This window comes from Kitasatospora sp. NPDC094015, assembly GCF_040304075.1.
Lineage (GTDB): Bacteria > Actinomycetota > Actinomycetes > Streptomycetales > Streptomycetaceae > Kitasatospora.
In genome coordinates, this window is the sequence record NZ_JBEOUL010000039.1 from 1 (window position 1) to 17,792 (window position 17,792).

8 protein-coding genes are annotated in these 17,792 nt (G+C 75.0%); all 8 read right to left on the reverse strand.

The window, feature by feature from the left end; all coding sequences use genetic code 11:
• A partial coding sequence (locus ABT014_RS30560; protein ID WP_350642491.1) for a non-ribosomal peptide synthetase occupies positions 1 to 4,119 on the reverse strand: 4,119 nt, incomplete at its 3' end.
• Positions 4,116 to 7,439 carry a non-ribosomal peptide synthetase gene (locus ABT014_RS30565; protein ID WP_350642492.1) on the reverse strand — a complete coding sequence of 1,108 codons (3,324 nt, stop codon included), beginning with the start codon at positions 7,437 to 7,439 and terminating at the stop codon, positions 4,116 to 4,118. The genes ABT014_RS30560 and ABT014_RS30565, both read right to left, overlap by 4 nt.
• Positions 7,432 to 8,631 carry an argininosuccinate synthase domain-containing protein gene (locus tag ABT014_RS30570; RefSeq protein WP_350642493.1) on the reverse strand — a complete coding sequence of 400 codons (1,200 nt, stop codon included), beginning with the start codon at positions 8,629 to 8,631 and terminating at the stop codon, positions 7,432 to 7,434. Before ABT014_RS30570 ends, ABT014_RS30565 begins: the two co-directional genes overlap by 8 nt.
• Positions 8,628 to 9,377 carry a sulfotransferase-like domain-containing protein gene (locus tag ABT014_RS30575; protein ID WP_350642494.1) on the reverse strand — a complete coding sequence of 250 codons (750 nt, stop codon included), beginning with the start codon at positions 9,375 to 9,377 and terminating at the stop codon, positions 8,628 to 8,630. Before ABT014_RS30575 ends, ABT014_RS30570 begins: the two co-directional genes overlap by 4 nt.
• Entirely contained in the window at positions 9,374 to 10,357 is a 984-nt protein-coding gene (locus ABT014_RS30580; protein ID WP_350642495.1) for an aldo/keto reductase, read from the reverse strand. The genes ABT014_RS30575 and ABT014_RS30580 overlap by 4 nt, the downstream gene beginning before the upstream one ends.
• A complete protein-coding gene (locus ABT014_RS30585) occupies positions 10,357 to 13,419 on the reverse strand; it encodes an amino acid adenylation domain-containing protein (protein WP_350642496.1) in 3,063 nt (1,020 codons plus the stop codon). Before ABT014_RS30585 ends, ABT014_RS30580 begins: the two co-directional genes overlap by 1 nt.
• A 26-nt stretch (positions 13,420 to 13,445) precedes the next feature.
• Positions 13,446 to 14,678 (reverse strand): MFS transporter, encoded by a 1,233-nt coding sequence (locus ABT014_RS30590; RefSeq protein ID WP_350642497.1) that lies wholly within the window; start codon positions 14,676 to 14,678, stop codon positions 13,446 to 13,448.
• Complete coding sequence (locus tag ABT014_RS30595; protein ID WP_350642499.1) at positions 14,675 to 17,773, reverse strand: amino acid adenylation domain-containing protein; 3,099 nt, start codon at positions 17,771 to 17,773, stop codon at positions 14,675 to 14,677. Before ABT014_RS30595 ends, ABT014_RS30590 begins: the two co-directional genes overlap by 4 nt.
• Between the last annotated feature and the right edge of the window lie 19 nt (positions 17,774 to 17,792).

The following is a 17,792-nucleotide window of genomic DNA, read 5'->3' on the forward strand; positions in this document are numbered from 1 at the left end:
GCCGATGATGCGTTCGGTGGCGGGGTGGTTGCGGTTGGCGATGGGGTAGCCGACGGCGATGTCGTCCTGGCCGCTGAGGCGTGAGAGGAGGGCGGAGAAGGCGGCGAGCAGGCACATGAAGAGGGTGGCGCCGCCGTCGCGGGCGAGGGTGCGCAGGTGTTCGGCGGTGGTGGGGTCGACGGTGAAGTCGAGGGTGGCGCCGTGGTGGGTCTGTACGGGCGGTCGGGGCCGGTCGAGGGGGAGTTCGAGGGGGGTGATCCCACCGAGGGCGTTCGACCAGTAGGTCTGCTGTTCGGTGAGTACGTCGTCGCGCAGCCAGTCGCGTTGCCAGGCGGCGAAGTCGGCGTACTGGACGGGTAGTTCGGGCAGGTCGGGGGTGTTGCCGGTGAGTGCGGCGGTGTAGGCCCGGGACAGCTCGTCCAGCAGGACGCCGGCCGACCAGCCGTCGGAGACGATGTGGTGCAGTGTCAGCGACAGCCAGCACTCGTCGGCGGAGAGCCGGATCACCAGCACCCGCATGAGCGGGCCGCGCTCCAGGTCGAACGGTTCCTGGGCCTCCGCCCCGGCGAGCGCGAGCGCCGCCTCCTGGTCCGCCGCCTCGACGACGCGGACGGGGACCTCCAGGCCCGGGTGGATCACCTGCCAGGGCGTGCCGTCCTGCTCGGTGAAGGTGGTGCGCAGCGACTCGTGCCGGGCGACCACGGTGTCCACCGCGAACTGCAGCGCGGTGACATCCAGTTGACCCCGAACCCGGAAGGCGTCCGGCATGTTGTACGAGCCGCTGCCGGGCACCAGGCGGTCCAGGAACCAGAGCCGCTGCTGCGCGAACGACAGCGGCAGCGCTCCTCCGCGCGGCACCGGGACGATCTCGCGGACCTCCGGGCCGTCGGTGGTCCGTTCGTCCACCAGCGCGGCCAGCCGCTCCAGCACCGGTGCCTCGAACACCGCGCGCAGCGGCATCCGGACCCCGAGCCGCGACTCCACCCGCGAGACCACCTGCGTCACCAGCAGCGAGTGGCCGCCCAGCGCGAAGAAGTCGTCCCGCGCCCCCACCCGGGCGCACCCCAGCACCTCGCACCAGATCTCCGCGAGCACGCTCTCCGTGCCGGTCCGCGGTGCCAGATACTCGACCGAGCCGCCCTCGCCGCCGGTCGGTGCCGGCAGGGCCGCCTTGTCCACCTTGTCGTTGGCGTTCAGCGGCAGGCGCTCCAGCAGCAGCACCGCGGCCGGCACCATGTACTCCGGCAGCCGCTCGGCCGCGAACCGCCGCAGCCCCGCCGCGTCCACCCCGGGGCCGGACGGCACCGCGTACGCGACCAGCCGCGCCGGAGCACCCGCGTCCGACCGCACCACCACCACGGCATCGCGGACGTCGGGGTGTTCGGCGAGAACGGTGGCGATCTCGCCCGGCTCGACCCGGTAGCCGCGGATCTTCACCTGGTCGTCGATGCGGCCGCAGAACTCCAGCTCGCCGTCCGGGCGCCAGCGGCCGAGGTCGCCGGTGCGGTAGAGGCGCTCGCCCGGTCGGAACGGGTCCTCGACGAACCGCTCGGCGGTCAGCTCGGGACGGTTCCAGTAGCCGTGCGCCAGGCCGGCGCCGCCGATCCACAGCTCGCCGGTGACGCCGGGGGGTGCCAGTGCGCCGTCGGCGTCGAGCACGTACACCCACATGTGCTTGATCGGACGGCCCAGCGGTACGTCCTGGTCGCCGTCGGCGACCGAGCGGATCAGTCCGGCGACCGAGAAGGTGGTGGTCTCGGTGGGCCCGTAGACGTTGAGCATCCGGCCGGGCGGGTGGCGCAGCACGGCCGCCACGGCGGTCGGGTCGGCCGCCTCACCGCCGAAGAGCAGGGTGTCCAGGCCGCCGAAGACGTCCGGGGTCTCCTGCGCCAGCACGCTGAGGAGCGAGGACGGCACGTTCATCACGGTGATGCGGTGCTCGGCGATGTGGTTGCGCAGGGCCGGCCCGGAGAGCAGCACCTCCTTGGGCACGCCGACGACGAGCGCGCCGTTGCAGAGCGCTCCCCAGATCTCGAAGGTGGCCACGTCGAACGAGGAGTTGGAGGCCTGGCCGATCACGTCGTCCGGGGTGAGGCAGACGTAGTCGGCCTGCTGGACGAGGGCCGTCACGGCCCGGTGCGGGATGCAGACACCCTTGGGGCGGCCGGTGGAGCCGGAGGTGTAGATGACGTAGAGCAGGTCGTCCGGTCCGACGGCCACCCCGGGGGCGTCCGAGGGCTGGTCGTCCGCGGCGTCGAGCGGGACGCGCAGGAAGGTGCCGGCGGGGACGGCGGCGGCCACCGCCGGTTCGTACAGCACGGCTCCGACCTCGGCGTCGGCGAGCATGTACGCCAGGCGCTCGGAGGGGTTGGCCGGGTCCAGCGGCACGTAGGCGGCGCCGGTGCGGGCGATCGCCAGCATGCCGACGACCAGCTCGACCGTGCGGGGGGTGCACAGGCCGACCCGCGTACCGCGCCCGATGCCCTGGGCGATCAGCCGGTGCGCGAGGCGGTTGGCCCAGGCGTCCAGCTCCGCGTAGCAGAGCGTGCGGCCGTCGAAGGACGCGCCCGGGCGGTCCGGGGCGGCGGCGGCCCACCGCTCGAACGCGGCCGTCACGGACTCCTCGGGCAGCTCGGCGGGGGCCGGCGCGGAGAGTTCGAACAGGTGGTCGCGCTCCGCGTCGGAGAGCACCTGGACCTCGGACAGCCGCAGCTCGGGCTGCCGGACGATGGCGTCCAGCAGCCGCTCGAAGCGGTCGGCCAGCCGGCGGACGGTGTCCTCCCGGAACAGGTCGGTGCTGTACTCGACCTCCAGGCCGATCCGGTCCTCGCCCTCGGTGAAGAGGAAGGTGAGGTCGAACTTGGCGATGTCCAGGTCGACGGTCTCGATGGTGACGTCGACGTCGTGCAGGGCCGCCCGCGGGGTGTGGCTGAGGTTCTGCATGCTGATCATGACCTGGAACAGCGGGTTGCGGTTGGTCTCCCGCGGCAGCCGCAGTGCCTCCACCAGGCGGTCGAACGGCACGTCCTGGTGGGCGAAGGCCTCGACGGCGGCGCTGCGGGCCCGCTGGACCAGGGTCTCCAGGGTCGGGTCGTCCCCGGTCTCGATGCGCAGCGCCAGCGTGTTGACGAAGAGGCCGATCAGCCCCTCGGTCTCGGCGCGGGTCCGACCGGCCACCGCGGCGCCGAAGACCTGTTCGCCGACGCCGTTGTGGCGCTGCATCAGGCCGGCCAGGCCGGCGACCAGCAGCATGTACAGCGTCGCGCCGCGGCTCCTGGCGTGCTGGACGGCCTGCCGGGCGAGGTCCCCGTCCCAGGAGAACAGCAGCCTGCGGCCGCGCCCGCTGAGCTCCCGGGGCCTGGGGTGGTCGGTGGGGAACTCGGCCATCGGGGCGCCGGCCAGCTTCGCCGTCCAGTGCTCCAGGTCGGCGGTGAGCGCGCCGTCCCGCACGCGGTGGCGCTCCCACACGGCGAAGTCGCCGTACTGCAGCTCCAGCGGGGCCAGCCCCGGGTCCTCGCCGCGGGCGAACGCGGTGTAGCAGGCGTTCAGCTCCTCGAACAGGACCCGGAACGACCAGCCGTCGGAGACGGTGTGGTGCAGCGTCAGCAGGAGCAGGTGCTCCCGGGCGCCGAGCCGCAGCAGGGTGCCGCGCACCAGCGGCCCGGTCGCGAGGTCGAACGGGGTGGTGGCGTCGGCGAGCGCGAGCCGATCGGCCTCGCGCCGGCGGTCGGCCGGGGCGAGCGCGCCGAGATCGGTCACCGCGAGCCGGAACCCGCCGCGCTCCCCGACGACCTGGAACGGCACGCCGTCCACCCCGGTGAAGGTCGTCCGCAGCACCTCGTGCCGGTCCACGACCGCGGACAGCGCCGCCTCGAGCGCCGCCGCGTCCAGGGCGCCGGTGAGCCGGAAGCGGTAGGGGACGGTGTAGGTCGCCCGCTGCGGGGCCCACTGGTCGAGGAACCACAGGCGCTGCTGGGCGTACGAGGCGGGCAGTGCGGTGGTCGCCGGGTCGCGCGGGACGATCCGCCCCGCCGCCGCGCGTTCGCGGGCCGCGGCGCGCAGCCGGCGTGCCAGGAGCTCGCGCCGGGCGGCGCCGGGCTCGAGTGCGGTGTCGGTCATGCCAGGTCCCCCTCGGGTTCGGCGCGCAGCAGGGCCGCCACCTCGTCGTCGGTCAGTTCGGCGATCTCGGCCGCGAGGTCCAGCCGGTCGGCGTCGGCGGCCTGCTCGGCGGCGCTCCGGGCGTCGTCGATCAGCGCGGCCAGCTCGGCCATCGAGGAGGCGCGGTAGATGGCCTGGAGGTCGATGTCGGTGTCGAAGGTGCTGCGGATGCGCGCGGCGAGCTGGGTGGCCTGCAGCGAGTTGCCGCCCAGGTCGAAGAAGTTGTCCAGGACGCCGACGTCCTCGACCCGCAGCACGCTGCCGATCACCTGGCCGACGAGCAGCCGCTCGGTGTCCGAGGTCGGCGGCACGTAGGCGGTGTCCCGGTCGGTGCCCGGCTCGGGCCGCGGCAGCCGGGCCAGGTCGACCTTCCCGCTCGAGGTGAGCGGCAGCGCCTCCAGCCAGACGAACTGCGAGGGGATCATGTGGCCGGCCAGGGTGGAGCCCAGGTGGGCCCGCAGGGTCGCCGCGTCGCAGGCGCCGTCGGGGACGACGTACGCCACCAGCCGGGCGTCGGCCCCGGTCCCGACCAGCTCGACCAGGCCCTGGCGGACCGCGGGGTGGCCGGTCAGGGCGGTCTCCACCTCGCCGAGCTCGATCCGCAGGCCGCGCAGCTTGACCTGGCGGTCGATCCGGCCGAGGAAGACCAGCTCGCCGTCCCAGCGCTGGCGGACCAGGTCGCCGGTGCGGTAGAGCCGCTGCTCCTCGCCGTCGACCAGGAGCACCGGGAAGCGCTCGGCGGTGAGCTCGGGGCGGTTGAGGTAGCCGCGGGCCAGGCCGGCGCCGCCCAGGTGGAGTTCGCCGGGGACGCCCGCGGGCTGCGGGTTGCCGTAGCGGTCGAGGACGTAGGCCCGGTAGTTGCCGATCGGCCGGCCGATCGGCGGGGAGGCCTGGTAGCGGCCCTGGCACTCGTGGACGACGCAGGTGACGGTCGCCTCGGTCGGTCCGTACCCGTTGAAGAAGCGGCGGCCGGGCAGGTTCCAGGCGTTGACCAGGGTGCTCGGGAAGGCCTCGCCGCCGACGAAGACGATCCGCAGCGAGGCGAACTCCTCGGCCGGCAGCAGCGCCATCACGGCCGGCGCCATGTCCATCACGGTGATGCCGTTGCGCTTGATGAACCCGCCGAGCCGGTCCGGGGCGAGCAGCACCTCGCGGGAGGTCATGCACAGGGTGGCGCCGGCGGTAAGGGCGGCGAAGATCTCGAACACCGAGACGTCGAAGGTGGGGTTCGCGAACTGCAGCATCCGGTCGTCCGGACCGAGCGCGAAGAGCCGGTTCACCTGGGTGACGAAGTTGACGGCGGCGCGGTGTTCGACGACCACGCCCTTGGGCGTGCCGGTCGAGCCGGAGGTGAAGATGACGTACGCCGGGTCGGACGGTCCGTGCGCGCGAGGCGCCGGGGCCGTCGCGCCGGACGGCGCCGAGGGCGTCAGGACGGGCAGGTCCGGCGGCAGTTCGAGGTCCGCGTCGGCCGCGGCGACCACCGCGGAGGCGCCGGTGTCCGCCAGGATGGCCGCGCGCCGGGCGGGCGGGTCGTTCGGGTCCAGCGGCAGGTACGCCGCGCCGCTGCGGAGGATGCCGAGCAGCGCCACCACCAGCTCGGGCGAGCGGTGCAGGCAGACCGCGACGGTACGGCCGGGGCCGCCGAGGTCGCCCAGCCGGGCGGCGAGCGCGTCGGCACGGGCGTCGAGCTCCCCGTAGCCGAGGGTGGTGCCGTCCATCACCACGGCCTGGTGGTCCGGCTGTGCGGCGGCCCGCCGCGCGACGAGCTCGTCGAGGGTCACGCCCGCCGGGAACTCCCGCGCGGTGTCGTTGAACCCGGTGACCAGCTGCTGCCGCTCGGCGCCGGTGAGCAGCGGCAGGTCGCGGACCGGCCGGTCCGGGTCGGCGAGCACGGCGCGCAGCAGCGTCTCGTAGTGGCCGAACATCCGGTCGATCCGCTCGCGGTCCCAGAGTTCGGTCGAGTAGTCGGCCCAGAGGCGGTAGCCGCCGGCCCGGGACTCGACGTTGAAGGCCATGTCGAACCGGGAGGTCCCGGAGTCGACCGGCAGCTCCTCGACCTCCAGGCCCGGCAGCCGGAAGCCGTCGCCGCTGGCGCTCTGCAGGCTGAAGGAGATCTGGAACAGCGGGTTGCGGGAGGGGTCGCGCTCCGGGCGCAGCTCCTCCACCAGCCGCTCGAACGGCGCGTGCTGGTGCTCCTCGGCGGCCAGCACGGTCTCCTTGACGGTGGCCAGCAGGTCCCGGAAGGACCGGTCGCCGTCCACGGCGGTGCGCAGCACCAGCATGTTGGCGAACATGCCGACCAGCGGCTCCACCTCGGGGTGGGCGCGGCCGGCGAACGGCGATCCCACCACGACCTCGTCCTGCCCGGTGTAGCGGTGCAGCAGGATCTGGAAGACCGTGAGCGCGGTCATGAACAGCGTCGCGTGCTCGGCCTGCGAGAGCGTCTCCAGGCCGGCGACCAGGTCGGCCGGGAGCGGGCGCTCGGCCCGCTCGCCGGTGAACGGCGGGCGGTCCGGGCGCGGTCGGTCGGTGGGCAGCTCCAGGGTGGTGAGCCCGCGCAGCCGGTCGGTCCAGTAGGCGATCTGCCGTGCGGCGTCCGGGCTGTCCGCCCAGCGCTGCTGCCAGAGCGCGAAGTCCGCGTACTGCACGGGCAGTTCGGGCAGCGAGGCGCTCCGGCCGGCGGCGAGGTCCGCGTAGAGGGAGGCCAGGTCGCCGGCGACGACGTTCAACGACCAGCCGTCGACCGCGATGTGGTGCATGGTCAGCAGCAGGACGTTCTCGTTCTCGGCGGTCCGCAGCAGGGCGGCCCGCAGCAGCGGGTCGGTGGCCAGGTCGAAGGGCCGGGCGGCCTCGGCGCGGGCCGCCCGCTCGACCTCGGCGGGCCGGCGGGCGGGGGTGAGCCGGCCCAGGTCGCGGACGGGGAGGGGGAACTCCCCGGCCGGGTTGATCCGCTGGACCGGCGTGCCGTCGTGGTTCTCCAGGGTGGTGCGCAGGATCTCGTGGCGCGCCACGACGGCGCCCAGGGCGGCCCGGAGCGCGGCCACGTCCAGCGCGCCGCGGATCCGCAGGGCGAACGGGACGTTGTAGATCGGCCGGCCGGCGGCGAGCTGTTCCAGGAACCACAGGCGCTGCTGGGCGAAGGAGGCGGGGAGCTCGGCCAGGTCCGGGTCGCGGCGCGGGATCCGGTCGCCGACGGCGCGGCGCCGGTCGGCCAGGCGGGTGGCGAGTGCGGTGCGCTGCGCCGGCGAGAGCCGCTCGCGCAGGGGTGTCTCAGACAAGGCTGGTCTCCTTGCGCTCGGTGTCGTCCATGACCTTCCAGCGGAAGCCGCCGGCGCCGAAACGGGCCTGGCGCGGCACCGCGCTGGCCGCCGGAACGTCGCGCAGCGAGCGGAAGAAGGTGTTGCCCTTGTAGAGCGAGAGCTCCACGGTGCCGGTGGCGCCGGCGACGATCGTGTCGGCGTCCGCCCGGGCTCCGGCGGCGCGGTCGTCGAACCAGCGGCCCGCGTACAGCTCGTTGCCGAGCAGGGCGGACAGCGACTGGAGCCGGCGGGCGTCCTCCAGCGGCAGGACGGCCTGGTAGAGGCGGCGCACGCAGCGGCCGAGCAGCTCCAGGCCGGGTGCCTCGTAGACGCCGCGGCACTTGGTGCCGTTGAGCCGGTTCTCCAGCACGTCGAAGAATCCGAGCGCGTTGCGGCCGGCGACCTCGTTGGCCCGCAGCAGTGCGCCGAGCGCGTCCACCGGTTCCTCGTCGATGCGCAGGGGCCGGCCGCCGCGCAGGGTGATGGCGAAGGACTCCGAGCGGTCGGGCGCCTCCTCGGGGGAGACGCTCATCACCCGCTGGACGGGCCCGTGGCCGGCCAGCCGCTCCAGCTCGGTGCTCTCGTGGGAGCAGCCGCCGAGGTTGCCGTCGAGCGAGCGGACCGCCTCGTCGCCGGCCAGCGACAGGCCGCGTGCGGCGGCGAAGGCGGCCAGTGCCGCCCGGTCGGCGAAGGTCGCCCCGCAGGCCGGGTCGGCCCAGGGGGTGAACACGTCCATGGCGGGCCGGATCCGGGTGGTGTAGCCGGCGAACCGGCGCTCGTCGTTGCCGCCGCTCACGGAGGCGTGCCCGAGGACCCGCATCCCGCGCCGCCCCATCACCGCCGACAGGCCCCGCACCAGGACGGCCCGGGAGGCGCCGGTGGTGTTCCAGTAGCCGTCGTCGTAGCGCGCCTGGTAGCGCACCACGTCGGCGCAGAGCTCGGCCATCTCCCGGCGGAGGTCGACGACCTCGGTGGGCAGGCCGGCCGCGTCGAGCTCGCCGGCCAGGTGGTCCAGGTCGGCGCGCGGGCGCTGCCCGATGTCGGCCAGGAAGCCGTGCACCGGGACGCCCTGCTCGGCGAGCCACAGGGCGGTGGCCCGGGAGGGCAGGCCCTCCGAGACGCAGAATCCGACGGGCCCCGGGAGGTCCCGTACGTTCTCGATCGTGGTCATGACGTCACACTCCTCGCGGTGGAGCCGATCCGGACCTCGGCAAGGCGGTCGTGGAACGGCTGGTGGTGGTCCCGGTACGCGGCCAGCCGGGGGTCGTTGCGGACGGTGCGCCGGTAGTCGTTGGCGCGGGCCCGGAAGGAGCCGCTGGCGGCCACGTCCTGGTGCCAGCGGGCGGTGCGCTCCCACTCGGTTCGGGGCCCGGGCTCCCAGCTGAGCGCCTCGGGCCGGTACGGCAGTCCGACCCGCTCGCAGTAGCTGCGGACCACGCCGGGCGGGTCGGCCAGCAGGTCGGCGGAGTCGATCACCACCGGGGTGCTCCCGGTCGCCCGGCGGACGTGCTCGAAGATCTCGAACTGCCGCTCGTAGCCGACCTCCTCCAGCGTGAGGTCGGGATTGACGGCACAGTGCGAGGCGATCGCCTCGGCCGGGTCGCGGATGATGAAGGTGTGCACCACGTCGGTGGTGAACCGCTCGTCGAGGTACGGCAGGTAGCGGTACTCGGTGGTGTCCTTGAAGAACACCGGGCGGTCCGCGCCGAGTTGCAGGATCCGCTCCAGCAGTTCGGCGGGGCTGTGCACGCGGACACCGTCGAGGTCCAGGTGGCCGACGCTCAGCAGGTTGGAGACCGGCTCGTGCAGGACCAGGAGATCCTGGCGTTCCATCATCATCCGGGCGAAGGCGGTCGACCGGGACCGCGGCGGGCCCCACAGGGCGATCACCCGGGGCTGCGGGCTGGCAGGGTTCACTGGGACCACTCCGTCGGCGTTCGGTCCCACCGGTGCCGCCCGAGTTCGGCGGCCAGGGGGGAGGGCAGGGCGGGCAGGCGGCTGACCGCGAGGTTGGCCCGGACGTGCCGCGGCGAGCTCATCCCGGGGATCACGGTGGTGATCCGCGGCTCGTCGAGGATGAAGCGCAGGGCCAGCTCGGGCAGGGTCAGGCCGGGCGGCAGGAGTTCCTTGAGCCGGTCGGCGCGGGCCACGGCCGGCACCAGGTTCTCCGGAACGAAGTAGCTGTTGCGCCAGTCGCCCTCGGGCCAGGTGGTGTCGGCGGTGAGGGTGCCGGTCAGGGTGCCCTCGTCGAACGGCACCCGGGCGATCACCGCGATGTCCAACTCGGCGCAGAGCGGCAGCAGTTCGTCCTTCGGGGCCTGGTCGAAGACGTTGTAGATCACCTGGACGGCGTCCACCAGGCCGGTGCGCAGCGCCTTCAGGACGTTCCACGGCTCCCAGCGGTTGACGCTGATCCCGATGCCGCCGACCAGTCCCTCCTCCCGCAGGCCGGCCACCGTGCGCTGCCACTGCGGGTCCTCGGCCCAGGCGTCCTCCCAGACGTGGAACTGCAGGAGGTCGATCCGCTCGACGCCGAGGTTGGCCAGGCTCCGCTCGGTGTACTCGCGGACGTGGTCGGCCGGGAAGACGTCCTCCAGGCGGGACTCCCGGGTGGAGGGCCACCGGCGGTCCTTGGGCGGGATCTTGGTGGCGACGGTCAGGCCGCGCCGCCGGTTGGCGCGCAGCACCTCGGCGAGCATCCGCTCGCTGTGACCGCGCCCGTAGATCCAGGCGGTGTCGAAGAAGGTGCAGCCGAGGTCGACGGCCTCCTGGAGGGCGGCGAGCCCGCGCTCGTCGTCGGCGCCGGTCCAGCCGCCCTCGCCGCCGGCGACCCCCCACATCCCGTAGCCGACCTCGCTGACCCGGTGGCCGAGGCGGCCGAAGCGTCGGTGCTGCATCAGCGCACCCCCCGGCCCTGGGCCAGCGGGAGCGGGCGGGTGTCGGGGCGGTGGGCGCCCACGTGCTGCAGGCAGCCCTGGGCGTACCGGCCGAGCACCGCCTCGCGCGGCGGCAGGACGATTCCGGCCTCGGCGCAGAGCCGGTCGGCCCGCTGCGAGACGAACCGATGGGAGGCGTTGCTGAAGACGTCGGCCAGGCAGCGGGCGTCCGCGGCGGGGTCGCCGACCGGTTCGGGGAGCATGGTGCGCAGCCGCAGCGCCGCCTCGTCGGTGCGGTCGAGCGAGCGCCAGAAGGCGCGGTACGAGACCCGGTCGACCTTGGACCGGCGGGCCAGGGCGTGGAACAGGTCGTCCAGCCCGACGGCGGTCCGCTGGACCGGGTGGTAGGTGTCGCCCACCCGCCCGCGGGCGACCGCCGCGACGACCAGCCGGGCCACGTAGTCGACGGGGGTGTAGTCGATGGCGACCGAGGTGCCCGGGTACACGCCGTGGGCGGCGGCCGCCAGCAGCAGCCGGTCGACCAGGCCGCGGTCGCTGGGCACGCCGGTGCCCGAGTGCGGGCCGACCTCGCCGAGCCGGTACACGCTGGACTCCACCCCCCGTTCGCGGGCGGCGAGCACCAGCCGTTCCGAGACCCACTTGGACTGGCCGTAGCCGTGCGAGGGGAGCGAGTTCTCCAGCGGCTCGACCTCCTCGGCGATCCGGTCGCCGTTCAGCGCGCCGGCCGGGAAGATGCCGAGGGTCGAGATGTGGTGCAGGTGCTTGCGCCGCCCGGTGGCAATCAGCCGCAGGATCTCGCCGGTGCCCTCGACGTTGGCCGGCCGGTGGGCCTCGTAGTCGAGCAGCAGGTTCACCATGGCGCCGCTGTGCACGACGGTGTCGACCTCGTCGGCGAGCGCGGCGAACGCCTCGGGCGCGAGCCCGAACCGCGCAGTGCCGAGGTCGCCGGGGAGCACGTCCATCCGGTGGGTGGCGGTGTCCTCGGCCAGGCCGTAGCGGGCGAGCACCGCGTCCACCCGCTCCCGGGCCTCGCGCCGGTCGGCGGCCCGGACCAGGCAGACCACCCGCGCCGGGGTGCGGGCCAGCAGCTCGTGCAGCAGGTGGGCGCCGACGAACCCGGTCGCGCCGGTCAGCAGCACGGTGTCCAGGCGCCAGGGCTCGTCCGCGGCCCGGCGCAGGTCCGCGGGCAGCACCGAGTCGGCCCGCAGCCGGCCGATGACCGGCTCCTCGCCCGCGGCGTCCGCCTCCCGGACCAGCGCCACCTGCGCCCGGACGGTGGGGTGGCTGACCAGCTCGCGGACCCCGGGGGATCGCCCGAGGACGGCGCGCAGCGCCACGGCGAGGCGCTGGGCGGCGAGCGAGTCGCCGCCGGCGTCGAAGAAGCTGGTCGTGGTGCCGACCGCCGGCAGGTCCAGGACCTGCCGCCAGACGGCGAGGATCCGCCGCTCGAGCTCGGTGGCCGGTTCGGTCACCTGCTGCGGGGCGACGCCGGAGGCGGCCAGCGCGGCCAGGGCGCGCCGGTCGGCCTTGCCGTTGGGGGTGAGCGGGAACGCGGGGAGCTCGACGACCTCCTTCGGCACCGCCTCGCCGGGCAGGAGCCCGGCCACGTACTCGCGCAGGCGGCCGGCCGGGACGGGCTCCGCCAGCAGCACGAACGCCACCAGGCGCTGCCGGGACCCTTCGCCCGCGATCACGGCCTTGGCCTCGCGCACCCCCGGGTGCCGGGTCAACGCCGCCTCCACCTCGGTCAGTTCGATCCGGACCCCGTTGAGCTTCACCTGGTGGTCGCGGCGCCCCGCGAAGCGCAGCAGGCCGTCCTCGCCGAGCCAGCCGAGGTCCCCGGTGCGGTAGATCAACGGGCCGGGGACGGTGCGGAACGGGTTGGGCAGGAACGCGGCGGCCGTCTTCTCCCGGTCCCCGAGGTAGCCGCGGCCGACGCAGTCCCCGCCGATGTGGATCTCGCCCTGCACGCCCGGCGGGAGCGGCCGCAGCTGCTCGTCGAGCACCAGCGCGACGGTGTTGTCGATGGCCCGCCCGATCGGGATCTCGTCGGCGTCGTCGATCTCGTGGAAGACCGAGCCGATCGAGCACTCGGTCGGCCCGTAGGTGTTGGTCAGCCCGACCTGCGGCATGAGCGCCCGGAACCGTCGTACGGCGGTGGCGGAGACCTCCTCACCGCCGATCAGCACCCGGCGCAGCGAGCCCAGGTCGGCGCGCAGCCGCGGGTCGTCGGCCACCATCGTCACCAGCGTGTTGAAGATCGAGGGGACGAAGTCGGTCATGGTGACGCCGTTGCGGGCGATCACGTTGACCGTCTCGGCCAGGTCGAGGATGCCGTGCCGGACCGGGATGACGACGGTGGAGCCGGTGGTCAGCGGCCAGAACAGCTGCCAGATCGAGGAGTCGAAGACGTGCCGGCTGTTCTGCAGGACCACCGCGCCGTCCCCGGCGAACCGGCGGGTCATGGTCAGGAACCGGTTCAGCAGCCCGAGGTGGGCGTTGAGCGCGCACTTGGGCAGTCCGGTCGACCCGGAGGTGAAGAACCCGTAGATCAGGTCGTCGCGGCCGGGGCCGGGGCCGGCCACCGGCGGTGCGTCCTGCGGGAGGGCGGCGAGGTCCACCGCCACCGTGGCGCGGCCGCCGGCCACCGTCGCCGCGAGGTCGGCCAGGCCCGGTGAGCAGACCACCACGGCGGGGTCGAGCTGGTCGAGCACGGCAGCGATCCGGGCGGCCGGCCAGGCCTCGTCCACCGGCACGAACGGCGCGGCGAGCTTCATCAGGGCGATCGCCGACACCGGCAGCAGCGGCTCGTTGCCGACCAGCAGCGGGATGAGGTCGCCCCGGCGCACACCGGCCGCGGCCAGGCGCGCGGCCAGCGCGGCGGCCTTGCCGTCGACCTGGCGGTAGGTCAGCACGGTGTCGCCGAAGACGATCGCCGGACGGTCCGGCGTCTCGGCCACCCGGTCGTGGAACAGGTCCAGCACGGTCGCCCGGGGCGGGTACTCCACGCGGGGGAATTCCACCGCGCCCGCATCGGCGTCGGTCAGGGTCAACCTGGGCACTGCACACCTCTCCTGTTCGGCGCGCGTCATCGCGCGGGGACGGTGGGGACGGTCGGTTCGGCGGCCGGGGCGGGCGCGGTCAGCGTGCGCCGCCCGACCAGGCCGGCCAGCAGACCGGCGGCGACCGCGACCGGGATCAGCGCGAAGCCCAGCGTCAGCGAGTGGCTCGCGAGGGCGCCGGCCAGCGCCGCCCCCGCCGCCGCGCCGACCGACTCCGCGGTGCTCAGCCACGCCCACGCCTCGGTGGAGCGGCTGGTCGGCACCACGATGTCGAGCAGTTCGTAGAGCACGACGTTGGTCACGCCCCAGGCGAAGCCCACGACCAGCAGCAGCGCGCCGACCACCGCACCGGGCGGTGTGGACACCAGGGCCAGCGTGCTCACCAGCAGCAGCGCCAGCCCGGCCACGTACCGGCTGCCCGGCGCGTACGAGGCGAGCTTCGGCGACAGCACGCTGCCGACCACCCCGCCGACGCCGAGCGCGCCCAGCATCAGGCCGGCCGCCCAGCGGTCGCCGCGGGCGGTGGCCAGCGCCGCCACCACCACGTCCACGGCGCCGAGGCCCAGGCCCGCCCCGACCCCGCCGACCGTGATCGTCCGCAGCCCGGGGAAGGCGAGCGCGCCCAGCACGCTCCGGGACTCCCGCGCCGCGGGCGCCGGCTCGGGGCGCCGGTCCGCACCGGCCTGCGGGATCATCAGCAGCAGTCCCAGGGCCGTGAAGGCGGCCGCGGCGGCCAGGCCCGCGGACGGGTTCAGGAAGGTGGCGATCAGGGCCGCCGCCGGGGCGCCGCCGATCTGCGCCAGGTCGCCCAGCATCGCGGTCAGCGCGTAGGCGCGGGGCAGGTCCTCCTCGGGTACGACGGCCGCCCAGCGCCCCCGGGCGAAGCCGATCATCGGCGGTGTGCAACCGCTGACGACGGCGGCCAGCACCACGAACACCGCTGCGCCGGCGTGCATCCGGGCCGCACCGATCATCAGCAGCAGCGCGACCACCTGGAGGGCGCCGAGCACCGGCAGCGTGCGGCGGGGACCGTAGCGGTCCACCAGCCGGCTGCGCGGCACGCCGACCAGGGCCGCGGCCAGACCGTAGGCGGCGGCGGCCAGACCGGCCGCCGAGTAGGAACCGGTCGCGTCGATCACCTGGAGCACGATCGCCAGGGCGATGATCGCCACCGACACCCAGGCCGAGACGACTGCGAGCGCGAGCCGGCGGGCGGCCCCGCCCTTCGGGAGGAGCATGACCGAAATGCCGCTGTTCATGGTTGGGTGTCCTCGATCTCGTCGAGCAGGCGCTCGAGTTCGGTGTCGTCGAGCCCGGCCAGCAGTTCCAGGTCGACCCGGTCGCAGAAGTCCGCCAGGTCCGCACTGTCCATGACCTGGCGCAGGGAGAGCCGGACACCGAAGCGATCGCCGATCGCGCCCAGCATCCTGGCGGCGGTGAGGGAGTCACCGCCGAGCTCGAAGAAGTTGTCCCGCCGGCCCACCGCGGTGCGCCCCAGCACCTCGCCCCAGAGCTCGGCGACCTCCTGCTCGGTGCTGCTCCGCGGGGTTTCGGCGGCGGTGGCCGGAGCCGGCTGCGCCGTCCCGGACCAGCCGGGCGGCTCGGGCAGGGCGGCCCGGTCGAGCTTTCCGTTGGCGGTCAGCGGCAGGCCGGGCAGGACCACGACCGCGGACGGCCGCAGGTGCTCGGGCAGGTGGCGGGCGGCGTGCGCGGTGAGCTCGGCCGGCAGCTGCCGGGCCGTCACCGGCGCGGGGCGCGGCACGTTGGCGGTGACCGGGCCGTCGCCGGTGGCCGCCCCGTCACCGGCGACGTCACCGGTGGCCGGGCCGTCGCCGGTGGGCCCCGGGAACGCCACCTCCCAGGTGCGGGCGCCGATCACCGCGTCGAACGCGCCGTCGCGGTGCCCGGCCCGCCAGCTCACCGCCACCGGCCGGCCGCCGGCGGCCCGCTCGAGGTCGGCCGGGGTCAGCCCGCCCGTCACCGGGCCGGCCGCGCTGCCGTCGCCGAGGAGTTCGGCGGCGGAGCGGACCAGGGCGCCGACGCGGGCGTGCGGTACGCCGCGCAGCAGGACCCGGCCCCGCTGCTCGGCCAGACGCCGCAGCTCCGAGGCGTCGAGGGCCCGGGCGCCGGCGTCGATCCAACTGCCGTCGAGGGGCGCCGGCCCGTTGGCGGCGGGTGTCAGCAGCACGTCGTAGCGGAAGGTGTTCAGCTCGTTGTCGTGCGGGCCGGTCTTCGGTGCGACGCGCGGCGCGGCCAGGTCGTGCTCGGCGGCGAACCGCTCGAACCAGGCCGGGGCCAGCAGGAGTTCGCCCTCGTCGGCGCGGGCCTCCAGGGCCAGCCGGCGGTGCTCCGCCGGTGTGGTGCCCGGGTGCCGGTGGCGCACCACGTCGACCTGGAAGGCGTCCTGCAGCCCGAGGTGGCGCAGGTCGCCGACGAACAGGTGGCCGTGCGGTTCCAGCACCTCCAGCGCGCCGCGCAGCACCGTGCGCAGGTAGTCCTGGTCCGGGAAGTACTGCGCCACCGAGTTGATCACGACGCAGTCGAAGCGCTCCGCCGCGAGGGCGGCGAGGTCGGTGGCCTGGGCCCGGTGGACCGAGACGCCGGCGAGCGGTCGGGCCCGCAGCCGCTCCCGCAGCAGGTCGACGGTGGTCGCGGACAGGTCCGTCCCGGCGTACCGCTCGCAGGACGGCGCCAGGCGCCACATCAACAGGCCGCTGCCGACGCCGATCTCCAGCACCCGGCGGGCGCCGAGCTCCGCGATCCGGGCCGCCGTGCGATCGACCCAGTCCCGCATCTCCTCCTCGGGCAGGGCCCGGCCGGTGTAGCTGCTGGCCCAGCCGCGGACGTCGAACTCCGGATCCACGGTGTCCCCGCCCGCGTGCGCGGCCTGGAACACCGCCTGCCAGGAGGCGACCGTCCGCTCCGCCGTCCCGGGGTCGGGCGCGGCCGCCACGTAGGCGACCAGCCGCCGGTTCCCGGCGGCGTCGGTGCGGGCGACGACGGCCGCCTCCGCCACGCCCGGGTGGCGGGCCAGCTCGGCGGCCGCCTCGGCGGGCTCGACCCGGACACCGCGGATCTTCACCTGGTCGTCGACCCGCCCGACGAACTCCAGCCGGTCGTCCGCCCGTCGGCGCACCAGGTCGCCGGTGCGGTACACCCGGGCACCGGGGGCGAACGGGTCCTGCGGGAAGCGCTCGGCGGTCAGCTCCGGGCGCCCCAGGTAGCCCCGGGCGACGCCGCTCCCGCCGATCCACAACTCGCCCGTCCCGCCGGCCGGCACCGGCTCGCCCCGCTCGTCGACCACGTACGCGCTGGTGCCGGGCACCGCGGTGCCGATGGTGGGCGTGGCGCCGGCCGCGTCCAGCGGCTGGGCGGTGGCGTAGACGGTGGCCTCGGTCGGCCCGTACAGGTTGAAGAACCGGGTGCCGGGGATCTCGCGCAGGCGGTTCCACAGCGCCGGGCCGGTCGGCTCGCCGGCCACCACCACCACCAACGGGGCCCGGTCCGGGTCCTCGAACAGTCCGAGCGCCACCAGCACCGCCAGCTGGGAGGGCGTCACGTCGAGCACGCCGAGCCGGTGCTCGGCCAGGTGCGCGGCGAGGGCGTGGGTGTCCCGCCGGGTCTCCTCGTCGACGATCCACCCGGTGTCGCCGCGCAGCAGCCAGCTGAGCTGGTTGACGGAGGCGTCGAAGGCGAACGAGGCGGTCAGGGCGACCCGCAGCGGGCGCGGGCCGGCCGCCGGGTGCAGGACGTGCCGGTTGGCGCGCAGCAGGTGGGCGAGGTTGCCGTGCTCGACCTCGACGCCCTTGGGCCGGCCGGTCGAGCCGGAGGTGTAGATGACGTACGCCAACCGGTCGGCCGCGAGCGGGAGTCCGAGGTTGTCGGCGGCTTCGGCCGGCTCCGCCGCGCCGTCCAGCGCGATCGCCGGCACGGCCGTGCCGAGCTCGGCCAGGGCCTGCGACCGGGCGAGCAGCAGGTGCGGCCGGCAGTCGTCCAGCAGCAGCCGCAGCCGCTCCACCGGCTGGGCCGGGTCCAGCGGGACGTACGCCCCGCCGGCCTTCCAGACCGCCAGGATCGCCACCACGGTCTGCGCCTCGCGGCCGGCGTGCAGGGCGACCCGGGAGCCGGCCCCCACCCCCGCCGCGACCAGGCGGCGGGCGAGGCGGTTGGCGGCCGCGTTGAGCCGGGCGAAGGTCAGGGCCCCGCCGGGCCAGGCCAGGGCGGCCCGGTCCGGGTGGTCCGCGACCCGCTGTTCGAAACAGGAGACGATGTCGTCGGTCGGTCCGGGCGCGGCCGGACCGGTGTGCCGGTCGGCCGGCGCCGCCGGACCGGTCGGAGAGATGAGTTGGGACACCAGCCAGCTCCAAGGCGTG

Bases quoted from the DNA above. Each gene is read 5' to 3' on its own strand.
- ABT014_RS30580 (WP_350642495.1), bottom strand. From the start codon at position 10,357: ATGCAGCACCGACGCTTCGGCCGCCTCGGCCACCGGGTCAGCGAGGTC.
- ABT014_RS30570 (WP_350642493.1), bottom strand. From the start codon at position 8,631: ATGACCACGATCGAGAACGTACGGGACCTCCCGGGGCCCGTCGGATTC.
- ABT014_RS30590 (WP_350642497.1), bottom strand. From the start codon at position 14,678: ATGAACAGCGGCATTTCGGTCATGCTCCTCCCGAAGGGCGGGGCCGCC.